General features: G+C 38.0%; 16 protein-coding genes. 3 read left to right on the plus strand and 13 right to left on the minus strand.

The features are described from left to right. Positions 1-84: 84 nt before the first annotated feature. From raiA to KG732_RS01780, 12 genes are all read right to left on the minus strand, one after another. Positions 85-384, minus strand: coding sequence for a ribosome-associated translation inhibitor RaiA (raiA, locus tag KG732_RS01725; protein WP_213520600.1), 300 nt, complete (start codon positions 382-384; stop codon positions 85-87). A 16-nt stretch (positions 385-400) separates the two neighbouring features. After that, positions 401-1,318 (minus strand): tyrosine-type recombinase/integrase, encoded by a 918-nt coding sequence (locus tag KG732_RS01730; RefSeq protein WP_292890389.1) that lies wholly within the window; start codon positions 1,316-1,318, stop codon positions 401-403. 38 nt (positions 1,319-1,356) lie between these two features. Next, complete coding sequence (gene rpsU / locus KG732_RS01735; RefSeq protein ID WP_169932110.1) at positions 1,357-1,551, minus strand: 30S ribosomal protein S21; 195 nt, start codon at positions 1,549-1,551, stop codon at positions 1,357-1,359. A gap of 119 nt (positions 1,552-1,670) precedes the next feature. Then, the gene (locus KG732_RS01740; RefSeq protein ID WP_213520602.1) at positions 1,671-2,840 is read right to left on the minus strand and encodes an acyl-CoA dehydrogenase family protein; all 1,170 of its coding nucleotides are present in this window, start codon (positions 2,838-2,840) and stop codon (positions 1,671-1,673) included. Positions 2,841-2,919: 79 nt separating this feature from the next. Continuing rightward, positions 2,920-3,783, minus strand: coding sequence for a helix-hairpin-helix domain-containing protein (locus tag KG732_RS01745; protein WP_300980269.1), 864 nt, complete (start codon positions 3,781-3,783; stop codon positions 2,920-2,922). 9 nt (positions 3,784-3,792) lie between these two features. After that, a complete protein-coding gene (locus KG732_RS01750) occupies positions 3,793-5,775 on the minus strand; it encodes a sodium:alanine symporter family protein (RefSeq protein ID WP_213520604.1) in 1,983 nt (660 codons plus the stop codon). Positions 5,776-5,848: 73 nt separating this feature from the next. After that, positions 5,849-6,859, minus strand: a complete 1,011-nt coding sequence (locus tag KG732_RS01755) for a TrkA family potassium uptake protein (RefSeq protein ID WP_367271467.1) — start codon at positions 6,857-6,859, stop codon at positions 5,849-5,851. Positions 6,860-6,870: 11 nt separating this feature from the next. Continuing rightward, positions 6,871-7,098, minus strand: a complete 228-nt coding sequence (locus KG732_RS01760) for a PspC family transcriptional regulator (RefSeq protein WP_101012290.1) — start codon at positions 7,096-7,098, stop codon at positions 6,871-6,873. 66 nt (positions 7,099-7,164) lie between these two features. Further along, on the minus strand, positions 7,165-8,433 hold the full coding sequence (locus KG732_RS01765) for a DUF2851 family protein (RefSeq protein ID WP_213520606.1): 1,269 nt from the start codon (positions 8,431-8,433) through the stop codon (positions 7,165-7,167). A gap of 285 nt (positions 8,434-8,718) precedes the next feature. Further along, the gene (locus KG732_RS01770; protein WP_213520608.1) at positions 8,719-9,735 is read right to left on the minus strand and encodes a PLP-dependent cysteine synthase family protein; all 1,017 of its coding nucleotides are present in this window, start codon (positions 9,733-9,735) and stop codon (positions 8,719-8,721) included. Between the two features lie 242 nt (positions 9,736-9,977). Beyond that, on the minus strand, positions 9,978-11,078 hold the full coding sequence (locus KG732_RS01775; protein ID WP_213520610.1) for an amidohydrolase family protein: 1,101 nt from the start codon (positions 11,076-11,078) through the stop codon (positions 9,978-9,980). Between the two features lie 190 nt (positions 11,079-11,268). Next, positions 11,269-12,054 carry an SDR family oxidoreductase gene (locus KG732_RS01780; protein ID WP_213520612.1) on the minus strand — a complete coding sequence of 262 codons (786 nt, stop codon included), beginning with the start codon at positions 12,052-12,054 and terminating at the stop codon, positions 11,269-11,271. Positions 12,055-12,224: 170 nt separating this feature from the next. Between KG732_RS01780 and map the strand changes: the two genes are divergently transcribed. The 3 genes from map to KG732_RS01795 all read left to right on the plus strand — a co-directional run bounded on the left by map (position 12,225) and on the right by KG732_RS01795 (position 14,498). After that, positions 12,225-13,034, plus strand: a complete 810-nt coding sequence (map, locus tag KG732_RS01785; protein ID WP_213520614.1) for a type I methionyl aminopeptidase — start codon at positions 12,225-12,227, stop codon at positions 13,032-13,034. A 160-nt stretch (positions 13,035-13,194) separates the two neighbouring features. After that, positions 13,195-13,959 (plus strand): class I SAM-dependent methyltransferase, encoded by a 765-nt coding sequence (locus tag KG732_RS01790; RefSeq protein ID WP_213520616.1) that lies wholly within the window; start codon positions 13,195-13,197, stop codon positions 13,957-13,959. A 227-nt stretch (positions 13,960-14,186) separates the two neighbouring features. Continuing rightward, entirely contained in the window at positions 14,187-14,498 is a 312-nt protein-coding gene (locus tag KG732_RS01795) for a transposase (protein WP_213520618.1), read from the plus strand. A gap of 88 nt (positions 14,499-14,586) precedes the next feature. Here the strand turns inward: KG732_RS01795 and KG732_RS01800 are convergent, their stop codons facing one another. Next, entirely contained in the window at positions 14,587-15,633 is a 1,047-nt protein-coding gene (locus KG732_RS01800; protein WP_213520620.1) for an FAD:protein FMN transferase, read from the minus strand. Positions 15,634-15,749: the final 116 nt, after the last annotated feature.

Raw genomic sequence — 15,749 nt, forward strand, 5'->3', positions numbered from 1 at the left:
ACCATAAAAAAAGCCCGCTATTTCTAACGGACTGCAAATGTAAGCCTATTTTTTAATTACCAAAATATTTTTTAATATTTTTTTTTAATACGAAGCTAACTTTTCTTTTCTTTTCTTCAATTGCCGCTCTAAAGACGCTACACATTCGTCTATACATTGCTCAAAAGTTTTACAAGTCTTTTTGACTACCATATCATCCCCAGGAACAAAAAGCCTTATTTCAACAATCTTATTTTCTGGCGCAGAAGTTTTTTGGACCTTTAAATACACATCTGCATTTATGATTTTACTGAAAAATTGTTCCAGTTTATCTAATTTGTTTTGAGAAAAATTGATGAGCTTTAAATCAGCATCAAAATTAACTGCTTGCATGTTTACCTTCATAATACCTAATTTTAGATTAATTATTTTTAGACCTAGGATGGGCAGCAACATAAACACCTTTTAACGTCGCCATACTGGAATGCGTATAAATTTGTGTTGATGAAAGGCTAGCGTGACCTAGCAATTCTTTAACAGCATTCAAATCTGCGCCACGATCTAGCAAATGAGTCGCAAATGTATGTCTCAATACATGTGGGCTTATTTTTACTTTTAAAGAAACTTTACTAAAATAGGATTTTATCACTCGATAAACAAGGTTTGGATACATTTTAACTCCTTTAGACGTGATAAATAATTCATCTGTAGAGGGATGCGCGACAAACTGTCGCAAGGCGATGTAACGTTCCACATGATCTTTAATTGTATGAACCAACGGGACGATACGTTCCTTATTCCTTTTACCCAACACTTTGATGGTGTGACTGGTGACATTAATATCCTTGAGTTTTATATTGATCAACTCCTCTCTTCTTATACCTGTAGCATAAAAGAGTTCTATGATTAAAAAGTCTCGTGACTCTACAAAACTGTTAGTGTCGTAGGAGGAATCCAGTAATTTCAAAACCTCTTCTGTCGAGAAAGGGATTTGAATCTTTTTAGAAACCTTAAGGCTTTTATAGGAGTCTGCAGGACTTGATGTCACCTCCCCCACCTTAAGCAAAAATTTAAAATAGGACTTTAAGGACGACATCTTTCTATTCACCGTACGATGAGAACCTCCATTCTCTAGTAGGCTAGTAACCCAACCTCTAATCAAACTATAGTTTACCTCATTTATCTCCAACACCCCTTCTTCTCTCAGAAATAAATCAAATTGATTTAAATCTTTTTCATAAGCTAAGATGGTGTGAGAAGAATAATTTTTCTCAAATTGAAGATATTCTATATACGAAGTAAGATCCATAAAAAAACCGTTAATTGTAAATGTATACATTTACAATTAACGGTATGATATTCTAAAGAAAAAACTCTCTAGATGTTTTCTGCGTCACGAAGTCCTTGAATGTAAGAAGCTTTAATGTTTTGAGCACGTTTTGCAACAGATGGTTTAGTAAACTGCTGTCTTCTACGTAGTTCGCGCATTTTTCCTGTACGATCAAATTTTCTTTTGAAACGCTTCAGAGCTCTATCGATATTTTCTCCGTCTTTTACTGGTATTATTAACATAGTGTCATCACCTCCTTTCTTTGGGATGGCAAAAATACATAATATTTTACAATCTCAAAGATATTTATTTGATTTGATAGTTGTATTATGTTCGCTTTCGCGAAAGCGGAACATTTCCTCTACTTTGCGGCTGGTTGATAATCTTTACCGTCAAGTGTCATTTTTGCGATAATCTCACGCATAATCTCACTCGTACCACCACCTATAGGACCTAAACGACTGTCACGTGACATTCTAGCGAGGGGATATTCTTCTATATAACCGTAACCCCCTAAATACTGAAGACATTTATATATAACTTCGTCTGCAATCTTTGTTGAAAGAAGTTTGGACATGCTTGCCTCTTTTACAGGGTAAAGCCCTTTGTCGAGTTCTTCTGCAATAGCGTAATTAAAGCATTTTGACATTTCTACTTCGCTCATCATATCGGCAAGGTTATGACGCAAGGCTTGATACGTGTCTAGTGACTTACCAAATGCGGTACGCTCTTTCATATAACCTATGGTGTACTCTAAAGCATATTCAGCTCGCGCGTGAGCATTGATCCCCATGATTAAACGTTCAAGCGCAAAATGTTGCATAATATAAGGAAAACCTTTTCCTTCTTCTCCCATTAAATTTTCAGCAGGGATGCGCACATTATCAAATCCTATTTCTCCCGTATCGCTTGCTCTCCATCCTAACTTATTTAACTTGGTTGCGCTGATACCGGGTGTCTCGCGATCCATTACAAAAATAGAGATCCCCCTACCTTTTGCTTCCAAATCTGTTTTTGCAGCTATTACTAAGTAATCACTGTAAACACCGTTTGTTATAAAAGTCTTTGACCCATTAATAATGTAATGATCGCCCTCTTTAACAGCTGTAGTCCTCATACCTGCTACATCACTACCCCCAAAAGGCTCTGTGATGCCTAGACATCCTATTTTCTCACCCGTAAGTGTAGGAACTAAATATTCTTGCTTGATGCGCTCATCTCCTTCTTTCAATAAATGTTGAGCTCCTAAAAATGCCTGCACCCACATGGCTGCAGCAAAGCCACCAGAATTAATGCGTTGCATTTCTTCTAGGAAAATTACCGTATAGAAAAAATCCAAATCAAGACCTCCATACTCTTCAGGATAATACAGGCCGAAATACCCCATTTCTCCCATTTTCTGAAAAATTTCCCGATCTATATGACCGGTTTCTTCCCATCTTTCAATATAAGGAACAGCTTCTTTGTTTAAGAAATCTCTAAAACTCTGTCTGAAAGCATCATGCTCTTCAGTAAAATATTTTGAATACATAAAATTATTGCTATATAAATATTGAAACACATTTAAAATCTAGTTTTACCTGTGGGATTCTCAGTGACTATTGATTATATCAATCTAAAGTCAAATATAGCTGAATTAAAGCTAATTTTTCCTTCGGAAACCTAGATGTTAACATGACTTTATCCCAACTTTTAAAACCATCCCTTAAAGTTCTTTGCTCCACAAGCTTTTCTACTACATAGTCGTCAAAATATGGAATAGATAACAACTCTTCTTCTGTAGCCGTATTCAATGCTATTTTTAAAAAACCTGATCGCGGGGTCACATGGAAGTACTTTTTTAACTGCATCATAGTGGAGTCCGTAAGTCCGTAAACGCCTCTTACTTGTGACAGATCAATAAATCCTTTGAGGCGCTCCCTTTCTTGTAGGATTCTGCTAGATAGCGCAGGACCTATACCGTATACTTTTTGGAGCTCCTCTTGACTAGCTACATTAATATCTTTTGCCACCACTTTGCGATCTTTTGCAGTTGTGTTCTCGTTTGCGTAAGAGCGCTTAGGGTTAGTCACCCAATCTGGAAATTTAAAATACGGTGCTATACTATCCAACCATTGATCACTTACTTGTGTGACTTGCTGAAACTCTTTCTTGGAATTGATAAATGTTCCGCTTTCGCGAAAGCGGTGCAATCGATCTATTTCTTCAACATTAAGGCCTAGTTGATACCCCCTATAATCTGTGATGTAATTGGGATTAAAAGGATAAATAGTATCTTTTTTTCTTTGCTGAGCCGCTACAAGAGCATCAACTTTACTCTGATAAGCTGCTGTATCTTTTAAAATCAAGGCTTCTTTAGGCATTTTTTTTACATAAAAAAAACCAGCTAGCACGACTATTAAAAGTAGCATTAACACAAAAATCCCTCTTTGCTGTTTCCTATCAAATGCAAAGAGGGATTTTAAATTTTTCATGAAATATACTTAATCGATAGCTTCTCGTTTCAATTTGATGGCATTCATGTATTTAGTCATTTCTTTCTTCACCTTAGGCGCAAGAAGTACAATACCTATCATGTTTGGAACCATCATGGAAAAAATCATCGCATCAGAGAATCCGATGACGTTTCCTAAACTAGCCGCTGATCCTATTACTACAAATATACAGAACAAGATTTTATAAGTATACTCGGTTCTAGACGTTCTTCCAAATAAGTAAGCCCAGGCTTGGTATCCGTAATACGACCAAGAAATCATAGTTGAAAAGGCAAATAATACCACTGCAAGAGTCAGTACATAAGGGAACCAACTAATCACCGATGCAAAAGCATCGGATGTTAAAAGGATCGCATCTGCATCTGCAAGTCCAGCATTTTCTGGATTAACGTTTCCTGTAATAATTAAAACTACAGCGGTCATGGTACAAACCACTACCGTATCAATAAACGGCTCTAGTAACGCTACCAGACCTTCACTTGCAGGATATTTGGTACGTACTGCAGAGTGTGCAATGGATGCAGATCCTACACCAGCCTCATTTGAGAATGCGGCTCTTCTAAAACCTTGTACTAAAACTCCTATCGCACCACCGGCAACTCCTTCTGGACTAAATGCTCCGTCAATGATTTGCATCAAGGCATTACCTATCATGTCATATCTTGCAATAATTACCCATACGGCTGCTCCTACATAAATAACGACCATGAAAGGAACGATCTTATCGGTAACCTTGGCGATAGACTTAATACCCCCTATAATAACAATTCCAACAAAGATGGCCATCAAAAGTCCAAAGACCCAACGGTAACCATACATAAAAGAATCGGCTCCACCAGTTATATTTTCTACCATTTGAGCGGCTTGGTTTGCTTGGAACATGTTACCACCTCCAAAAGAACCACCTATACACATGATAGCAAATAAAACAGCAAGTACTTTGCCTAGACCAGCTAGACCCATAGACTTCAATCCTTTAGTAAGGTAGTACATAGGACCCCCATAAATAGTCCCATCAGGACCTACATCGCGGTATTTTACACCTAACGTACATTCTACAAATTTGGAAGCCATTCCTAAAAATCCCGCAACAATCATCCAGAAAGTTGCTCCTGCACCACCTACAGAAACTGCAATAGCAACCCCAGCGATATTACCTAATCCTACCGTAGCAGAAAGTGCTGCGGTTAAGGCCTGAAAGTGAGTCACCTCTCCATCAGAGCTCTCATCTCTAATAGTATCCTTGATGTCACCGTCGATAGTAATTTCATCGCTTACTTCATCCAAGTGGTCTTCTAAGCTGTCTACTTTATTTATATCGACCCCGTTTGCAATACCATCTTCTCCGTAAAGCATCTCAGCACCGTGTTTCTCTATGTCTTCGTATTTACCGCGCACCACTTGGATCGCTCTCCATATTCCAGAAAAATTGATGAATTTAAAATATACGGTAAAAAATACAGCTCCTAAAATTAAAGGAAACAATACCCAGTAGATTCTTGTAAAAGGAGCATAAGCAGTTACCTCCACTTTATCCCCAAAAGATACATCAGCTTTAGCAATCTTAAAAACACCTCCATTAATGATAATTTTATTATTTGGAGTTGTAAACGTGAGCTCTTCTGCCACCTGTTCTCCAGGAAGAGATATACTGCTCACTATCAAACTGTCTTGTATCAGTTCATACTGAATCCCGTCATCAGAATTATAAGTAGGAATTGCGTCAGGGTCTCCTGCGTCTAGAACGGTCAATCGGTCAAAAACATCCAAATCGATCGTCATGTCATCTTGAACGGATCCAAATGGAATTTGATAAAAAACACCACTAACATAATCACCAGTGGCCCACCCGAAGGCGTCGTCTATCTTTTCATCTATTCCTTTTTCATCCTTTTGCTCTTGTGCAAAAACAGTAACTGTTGACAACATCATGACTAGCAATGACAGGAAAATTCTGTTTGGATTTTTCATCAATTATTATTTGATTTTATGTTAGGTCGGCAAGATGCACAAAAATCTTGCTTTTTGAAAGTTTTGGGGCCACTTATGTAGCCTCGTTGTTAATTCTATAGACTCTTTGTAGTTTTTGTATTTGTTTGGTATTTCCAACTACAATAATCTTTGAGCCTGGTTCTAGCTGTAATTTTGGATCTGGATTTACGGTATAATTACCATCGGGAGCTTTGTAACCTATGATCGTACATCCGGTTTCCTTTCTTAAATTCAAGTCGATAATGTTGCATGCTCTTATTTCGTCAAACATTTGCTCATAAGATATCTGTTCTAGATTCACCCCTTCACTACCTCCATAACTGAGATTATCCCAGAATTCAATCAAATCTGGACTCACAATTAAGGAAGCCATGTGCTGTCCACCTATGGTATCTGGAAGAATGACATTATCAGCTCCAGCGAGTTTTAATTTTTTATAGGAGTTCTCTTCACTCGCGCGCGAGATGATTTTGAGGTCCTTATTGAGTTGTCTTGCGCTGAGAACTATAAATAAATTATCGGCATCTTCTGGCAAAGCTGTGATCAAGGTAGAGGCTCGTTCTATTCCTGCGCTTATTAATACATCATCTTCATTGGCATTGCCTCTAAAAAAATTTTGCTCATCAAGTGGCGCATCATCTATAACCTGTTGATTTTTTTCAATAATAATAAAATCTCTATTGTAATCTTGTAATTTTTGAACAGCCTGCCTTCCGTTACGACCATACCCACAAACGATAATATGATTTTCCATAGATTCTAAATGTTTAATTTTTCTTTTCTTTCTAAGGTCCCCAGGATTATCTCGAGATAACAAATATTCTGAAATAGCAGATACCGCATAACCCACAACGATAACACTAATAAGAATAAAAAAAACGGTGAATAATTTCGCTGTTTGAGAAGGATCCCCAATTTCTCTGTAACCCACTGTAGTAATAGTGATTACCGTCATATACAAGGCATCCACCCAGGACAGCTCCATGGCCAATTTAAAACCCAAAACTCCTGCAAAAAGCACGAGAACCAATAAAGAAATTGCTATTCTAAGTTTACTATGCACAAGTTATCAAGTTAAAGGTCAAAAACAGAGCTGCGTTTTGTATAAACTAGATCTTTGATTTTGATCCAAAACGCCATAATTAAATACACTGCGAAACCAGCACCTAATGTTGCAAAGGTAAAATAGATAAAAGTGATGCGCACACTGCGAGCTTTCATCCCAAGTTTTTCGGCCACACGAGTAGACACGTAAAAACCGTATTTCTCCATAATAGTGCGCAAGTAGGTAACTATTCCCATAATGTAAATTTAGGCAATAGCTTTAATACTTTATAGGTAATATTCAAGATTTAGGCACAGAAACAATCAAGAGCGCAGTAATGCGATTCCTATATCACAGCTCAAACATTTATTTACATCACAGTAATTGGGCTTTAACTGCAATAAAGATTGTGTTTGCAGTGCATTTTCTACCTTAAAAAGCGTTTTAAAACCACGTGTCACTTTATTCTTCTCGGGTTTCAATTGGTACATTATCTCTAGTAATTCTTCTGTTATATCACTTCCGACAGTTTTAGCATGCATAAATTTAATAGGGACAATGCAATTAATAATTAATAAATCGATAAAATCTGTGGTAAGTACCTTTTGCCTTTCGTCGGTTCTTTTATCAAACACGTGATGCGTATCCCAATACTGAGCCGCTTGTACTTCAAAAAGCTGGTGAATATCTGTTCTAGATTTTGCCAGAAGAAGTGCTCCAAAAAACACTGGTTTTTTTTGGTACAACCTCGCGAGCTGTGAAATTCTAATAGTAGGATAATTAGCAGGACGCAACCTAAAGAATTTCATAGGTGTTAAAGAGGGGTGCAGTTGGTATTTCGCTTTCGCGAAAGCGTATGCCTCTGCCAGGTCTTTATAATACGAATCTTTTCTGCTTTTCTGCAACAAGCCTGCCTGACCTAACAAAACAGCCTCTAACTGAAGTGCATCATTTGCTAATTTACGCACCACCGATTGGTTGATGCTACTAGCGAGTTGTTCAAAGGCATCGGCATTTGTTTTAGTACCAAAACTTCTTGACAACAACTGGAAAAAAGCAGCTTCCCAATCGTTGGTATTTTGGTCCAAGATGTGTTGTATGCGATCTGATTTCTGGGATAATCTTTCAATAAATAACTTTTCTAACCACTGGTCCCGTTTAAAAGAATCTATGAAGGAAAACTGTGGCTCACAGTTAATAAATTGGTTGTTTTTTACGTCAAAAAGTTGGCGGTAAGATTGGGTTAAATTAGGATCTACATATTGCGACACCTCAAGTACAGGAATATCGACGCCATCTCTTCTAGTGATTTCTGCATCATGCGTCCAGACAACGTGAAGAATAACGTTAGCATAGGCTGGATCATCGTCATGACCGTGCAGATACCAGTCACTTGCTTTGATGTGCATCTCTATATTACCAGCCCAATCCTGACCATCAATTTCTAAACGAGCGTTAAAGAAATCTGGTCCTGAAAATAAATTATGAGTTCCCAAAGATTTTATTTTCACAGCTTCCCCATCAGTAGTAAGCAGTTCCTGACCGCTTAACTTTTTAAATTTCCAGAGGTAATGTATAAAATCTTCTTGCATAAGGAAAGATAAAAATAAAATATAACATCCTTATTATCAATATGATTTATATGCAACTTGTTCTTTTAAATAATAGCTAAAAGGCCTTCCATCAACCCCTTTTTTTTACTGGTTATACTTTTTGATACCGACTTCTTAATTCCTTTAAGCCTCTACTTAAATTGTATAATTTACAAATAGTACCTACAAAAAAACCTCAAAACTTGTGGTTTATGAGGTTTTAAAAAAGAGCTTTTATCAAGACACTAAAGGCATTTAAGGCCTGGATTTTTAATAGGCAATACTTTATTTATCGTCCGGATGGTATGTGCCGTCTTCCTTCAACCATCCTTTGGAACGCATCCATTCGTCATTAAAAAACTTACCTACATAACGACTTCCATGATCGTGATATAGGATCACTACCACATCATCTTTGGTAAACCCTACTTCTTCGTGAATTTGTTTTAGCCCTTTAATTGCAGCTCCAGCGCTGTTTCCTAAAAACATTCCTTCTTCTTTTGCCAGTCTGCGTGTATATACCGCAGCATCTTTATCGGTTACTTTAGTAAAACCATCTATGACTTCAAAACGAACATTGAGCGGTAAAATATCTTCACCTATTCCTTCCGTTACATAAGAATGAATCTCGTTCTCGTCAAAAATTCCAGTCTCGTGGTATTTTTTAAATACCGAACCATAGGTGTCAATTCCCCATACTTTAATGTTTGGATTTTTCAATTTCAGATAAGAACCTACTCCAGAGATCGTACCTCCGGTCCCTACACCTACAACAAAATGGGTAATTCTTCCTTCTGTTTGCTCCCATATTTCAGGACCGGTACTTTGGAAGTGGGCTTTACAATTGGAAGGATTATCATATTGATTTACATACCAAGAGTTAGGTATCTCTTCACTCAATCGCTTGCTTGTTGAATAATACGATTGCGGATCGTCTGGAGTTACGTCGGTAGGACACACATACACCTCAGCACCCACAGCCCTTAGAATATCCATTTTTTCATTAGACTGTTTATCACTGAGCACACAAATTAACTTATAGCCTTTAATGATTGCAGCAAGAGCAAGTCCCATTCCTGTATTTCCGCTGGTTCCTTCAATGATGGTTCCACCAGGTTTTAAACGACCGTCGGCTTCCGCATCTTCGATCATCATTAATCCCATTCTATCCTTAACAGAGTTACCTGGATTAAAAGTCTCGTATTTTGCAAGTACTAAAGCTGGTATATCTTCCACCAATTTGTTCATTTTAACAAGTGGTGTACCACCTATGGTACCTAATATATTTTCTGCGTAATTCATGTCCCCTGATTAGGCTGCAAAAATAGGATTTTAGAAGTGTTTGAATTACAAATATCTCTTAATGTCCCTGAATATTTTAATCGTTTTCATATGGAGGGTTTTTAAAAGCAGAAGTAACATTGGTTTTTCAGGCTTTAATTTTACCTAAGCTGTGTGCTTCAACAGCCTTATTATCCATCAATCGATCTACTTACCCAACATCTACTTCAAGGGGTTCAACACCTCACCAAAACGTTATCGATCTATATTGATTTCCTAACGGAAGACGTTACACGTTTGTAAAAAGTGTTTTTGGCTATTTGATCATTACCAAAAAGCCATTGCACAACATTTTTATCCCACATATCGTCTGCTTGCTCTGGGGTAATGATGTTGCGTTCCATAGCAAGATCTATTATTTTACCTGGATAACTGCTTTGTTTTTCACTATTCATCTCTCCTAATGGATAGGGATCATCAAGACCAACAAGAACCTGCTTAGCACTTTGATTTTCCACCAAAAGATGTAAGGAACCTGTGTCATGAACTAGAGTATCAAAGAAAATATTAGGGTGTCCCACTGATTTCCTAGGGTGTATTTTCCCTTCAAATAAATCTGGTCGGCCATCAAAGCCTTGAATTCGACGTCCTAAATTCATTTGAGCCAATTGCCCACCATGTGCAAAGCACACCCGCATCCCTGGATATTTTTGAGCATACCCATTCAAAGTTAGAAAATGATACGCATCTGCACATTGAGCCAGCATCCAAATCAAATGAAACCGCCAAGAGGTGTTTTGAAGTTTAATAAATTTCTCTCCATCATAAGGATGAATTTCTACAGCCAGATTTAACTCGCTCGCCAACTCAAAAATAGGCTCGTTTTCTTCATCAAAAATGCACCTCCATTGACCTATGGTATCCATATAATGAGTGGGCAAACAAAGTAGTTTCATCCCTAAAACTTTTACACAGCGCTCCATTTCCCACAATGCGCCGCGCACGTAGCCTGGATGCACTACAAAACCACTGGTAAATTTTGAAGGATGATCGTGTTGCACTCCAGCGTTAAAGTCATTTTGAAAACGCAAAGCCTGTTTCATCTCTTCAAGACGCAAACCATTTCCGTATAATTGACTCAAATTGAGAACAACAGCATGATCTATCTTATACTTATCCATCCACTCCAACTTTTCATCTAGAAAGAAACTAGAGTCGGTTACTGGACGTGACCAGTCTTTTTGCAACATGTTCTTACGCTCGGGATCTACCCAAAAAATCCCCTTTTCTCTCATGAAATCAGGAATCTGCTCCGGATAAGGAAGTAAATGTGAGTGACCGTTGATACGCAGTTTTTTGTCCATTTTGGGGCTGTGTTAAGTAGGGAGTACAAAGTACGAAGACTTTATGAGATAATATTTGCTCTCCGTCTCATCTTACGTCTTCTTCAGCAGAGAAGAAACCTCTACGAGGCTTTTTTATTCAAGTTCAAATTCAAGTTCTAGTTCAGCTTCTAATTGTAACTTGTTTTTGATTTTACTTTTGATTTTGTTTTTACAAGCTCTTCGTTCTTCCGCCATCTACTGGCAAGTTGATACCATTAATATAACCTGCTTTATCACTTGCTAAAAAAGTAATCGCATTGGCAACTTCTTCTGGCTCGGCAAATCTTCGAGCAGGCACATGGCTTTTCATGATTTCGGCAGCTTGTTCTTCACTCTGCCCAGCTCTTAATGCTTTTCCTGAGATAATTTTATCCAACCTCTCGGTTGCTGTAAAACCGGGTAATATATTATTAACCGTAACGCCATAAGGCCCTAATTCAGTCGCCAATGTTTTTGCCCAGCTCGCCACTGCTCCACGTACCACGTTAGAAACGCCTAAGAATTCTATAGGTGCTTTTACGCTGGTCGAAATCACATTGATCACCCTTCCATAACCAGCCTCTTTCATTCCTGGAGCACAGGCTTGGATCAATACCTGATTGCATTTTACATGTTGTGTAAAAGCTTGTTCTAAGGCATCCACTTCTGCATCGATTAAGAATCCTGGTGCAGGGCCACCTGTATTATTGATAATGATGTGGATCGGATTCGCTTTCGCGAAAGCGGAAACCACAGCTCCTACTTCCTTATAGTTAGAAAAATCAGCGACTAAATACGTATGATCATCGCGCTGGCTTTTATCTAATTCATTGAGAACTTCCTGTAATTTATTTGGATTGCGCGCCAGTAAAATCACGCGAGCACCTGCCTGAGCAAACTGTATGGCTGTTGCTCTTCCTATTCCTGTACTGCTCCCACAAACGAGAGCGGTTTTGTTTTTTAAGTCAATATTCATCTAGCGAATTTAAGAAAAATAGATAATAAATCTGGATTAGATTCGATAGCATTGTGGTTATCTCAAAGAATAGAGATCGACACTTAGCGATTCCGCTCTGCAGCGGAATGACAACTGAACCGTTCCAATTTTGAGACTATAATAACTACCTTTGCCTCTTTCTATAAAATATGATTGTTACAAAGAATAAAGAAGAGCTAGAAATCATGCGTCGTGCGGCCTTAATGGTTAGTAAAACCTTAGGAATGATTGCAGCCGAAATCAAACCAGGAGTCACTAGCCTAAGGCTAGATACGCTTGCTGAACAATACATACGTGACAATGGCGCCATTCCTGGATTTAAAGGATTGTATGATTGTCCGAGCACCTTACTTATTTCTCCTAATGAAGAAGTTGTTCATGGAATCCCTAAAGAAGTAGCGATCAAAGAAGGTGATGTACTTTCTATAGATTGTGGTGCTATAGTAGATGGTTTTTATGGTGATCACGCCTATACCTTTACCGTAGGAGAAGTGCCTCAAGAAACGATTGATCTTCTCGACAGAACAAAAAAATCTTTATACGTAGGAATCGAACAGTTTAGAACTGGAAACCGAGTGGGTGATGTAGGTTATGCGATTCAGGAATATTGTGAATCTTTTGGTTACGGGGTCGTACGTGAATTGGTAGGTCATGGACTGGGAAGAGTAATGCATGAAGATCCACAAATGCCTAATTACGGAAAACGCGGTCGCGGTAAGAAATTTGTAGAAGGAATGACCGTAGCTATAGAACCTATGATCAACTTAGGAACTAAAGACATCAAGCATTATTCTGATGGCTGGACCATCAAAACCAAAGACATGAAACCTAGTGCGCATTTTGAGCACAATATAGCTATAGTAGATGGTGAGCCTCGCTTATTAAGTACGTTTGATTATATCTATGAAGTGCTAGGAATTACTTCTAACGAAGAAGATCCTTATCGCTGGAAAGGTTAAAAATAAAATGAAAAGTAAAATCAAATAGAAAGCCCAACACTTTTTGATTAGGAAAAGAAATTCTCAGCCTTTAGGGTTGAGGAAAAAGACCTTAGAGTTAAACTAAAGTGCAGATAGAACAAGTAGATTCCGCATCAAGTGTGGAATGACAAGATTAAACATGAAAAAACTCTTTAAATTCTTTCTCAACCTCATCCCTAGACCTTGGCTTATCAGCGCGAGTTATTACGTGCGTCCATTGATCGCATGGTGGTATAGCGGAGGGCCATATAAAGACCCTATTGATGGGAAGACCTTTAAAAGTTTCTTGCCTTATGGTTATGAAAAGGTGCGGGAGAATGTGCTTTCTCCATCCACTCTTTCCTTAGAGCGTCATCGATTATTATGGCTGTACCTGAAGCACAAAACCGATTTATTAACCAAACCACAAAAGTTGTTGCATTTTGCTCCAGAGCAATGTTTTTATAACCGCTTTCGCGAAAGCGAGACCCTCAACTACACCACCACCGACCTCAATTCGCCACTTGCTGACGTGTCTGCCGATATTTGCAACCTGCCCTTTGCTGATAATGAGTTTGATTTTATTCTTTGTAATCACGTCTTAGAACATATCCCAGACGATATTAAAGCCATGCAAGAAATCTATAGAGTTCTCAAACCTGGCGGGAAAGCAATTCTACAAGTACCATTAGAAAATGATCGCGACCTAACATTTGAAGATGACTCCATTACCGATCCTAAGGAACGTGCTCGTATTTTTGGACAGTACGACCATGTGCGTGTTTATGGAATGGATTATTTTGACCGATTAGAAAAAGTAGGTTTTACAGTAAAAGCAGTGGATTACACCAAAGAGCTTAGTGCTGAGCAAGTAGACCGTTACCGAATTGCTGCTGGAGAGTTGATTCCTTTGGTGAGTAAATAAACCTTATTTCTTAAATTAAAATATGATGCTGGCAGAACAGGTTTTCCCTAAGGGTAGTGTTAATTCTACCCATAGGGAAAACAAAGCCTTGACATGCTCTTACTTTCACTTTAATAAATAATATATAATTTTATTTCATGTCTAGAAATAACCTACAACTATACATCCATCTAGTTTTTGTGACCAAATATCGTGATTACTTAATAACCGACAGATTTGAAAAATAGTTGCATCAATTTTTATGGAATAAGTCATTAGAGCTAGAACTAACACCGCTAATGATAAATGGAATGCAAGATCATATACATTTACTTTTAAAAATTACATCGACAATAACCATAGCATCTGTGGTTAAAAATTTAAAGGCACCCAGTTCTAGGTTTTTGAACGAGTTAACTCAAAGTGACTTTTTTGAATGGTCTAGAGGATATGGAGCTTTTACAGTGAGTAAAAAAGATGTAAGCTTTATTGCAGAATATATTAGAAATCAAAAAACACATCATGATAAAGGAACCGTAAATCCTGAATTAGAAAATTAAGCGCTTTTTTACTTTCCAAAGGGTAGAATTAATTCTACCCTTTGGAAAGCGGCATATTTACGCTTTACAAGGTTAAGTAGGTTAAAACCTATCCCGCCTGCTTAACATAGCCTTGGAAACCTGGTGTGGTTTCAAATCTCAATAATCCACTCCTATCTGTATACATAATAAGCACCTCTATTTCTGACAGATTCTGAAGCAATTCTTTAGACTTCTCTAGCGGCATAGCCATAAAAGCTGTAGCAAAACCGTCGGCAAGGGTGCAGTTTTTTGCAATTACATTAACCCCTAGAACCTCACTGGGTTGCGCCATCCCTGTCAACGGGTTTACCGTGTGTACCAACTCTTGACCACTTTCTGGATCTATTTTAAACTTGCGGTAATTACCGCTTCCAGCCATGGCCTTATCAGATAATTCCACCACGGTAATATACTGGCGCTGCATAGGCTTTTGATTGGGATCGTCTATACCTACAGACCATTTTCCGTTGCGCTCTAGATTCATTCCTTTGGTAACTACTTCTCCGCCAACTTCTACCAAATAATTTTCCACTCCCTTTTGATCGAGAAGCCTGGCCATATAATCCACCAATGTTCCTTTTGCGATAGCATTAAATTCTAGGTACATCCCCTTTTGAGAAGACTTGATATAAAAAGAATCTTTTACTTGAGAGGGGACCAATTGCATTTTGTGAAAACCAACCAATTGCTTAAGGCTATCGATTTGCTTTTGAGAAGGAATTCGCTCTTGTTTCCCATCAGCGCCAAAACCATAAGCGTTCACTAGATTCCCAACCGTGGGATCGAAATAACCTTCTGTCTTGCGATAGACTACTTGTGCCTGTTCAAATACTTCTTTAAAAGGTTTGCCTACGAGAACGCTGTCTTCACCTGCATTGATTCTATTGATTAACGAGCCTTTTACCCAAGTGCTCATAGAATTATTGAACATGTCGATAATACTATCTACTTCTGCTTTTACTTGTATTTCTTCGTCTGCAAATAACTTTATAGAATAGGTGGTCCCTATCGCATTGCCCACAAATTGTTGTGCTTCGGGAACAGCGACTTCAACCTCTTTTTCTTTACAAGAAAAAAACAAAAGTGCCACTGCGATAACTAAACAAAATCTCATATTATATGTGTTTTAATTTTAAAAAAAAACTAGTTTACCAACTAGTTAAAGTAAGTGCTCTTTATTTTTTAAGCGACAGGTGTAGCGCAACATCTGTTATCGCAGTTAGCGCTCTT

Source organism: Nonlabens sp. (genome assembly GCF_018401815.1).
In the GTDB taxonomy this organism is placed as follows: domain Bacteria; phylum Bacteroidota; class Bacteroidia; order Flavobacteriales; family Flavobacteriaceae; genus Nonlabens.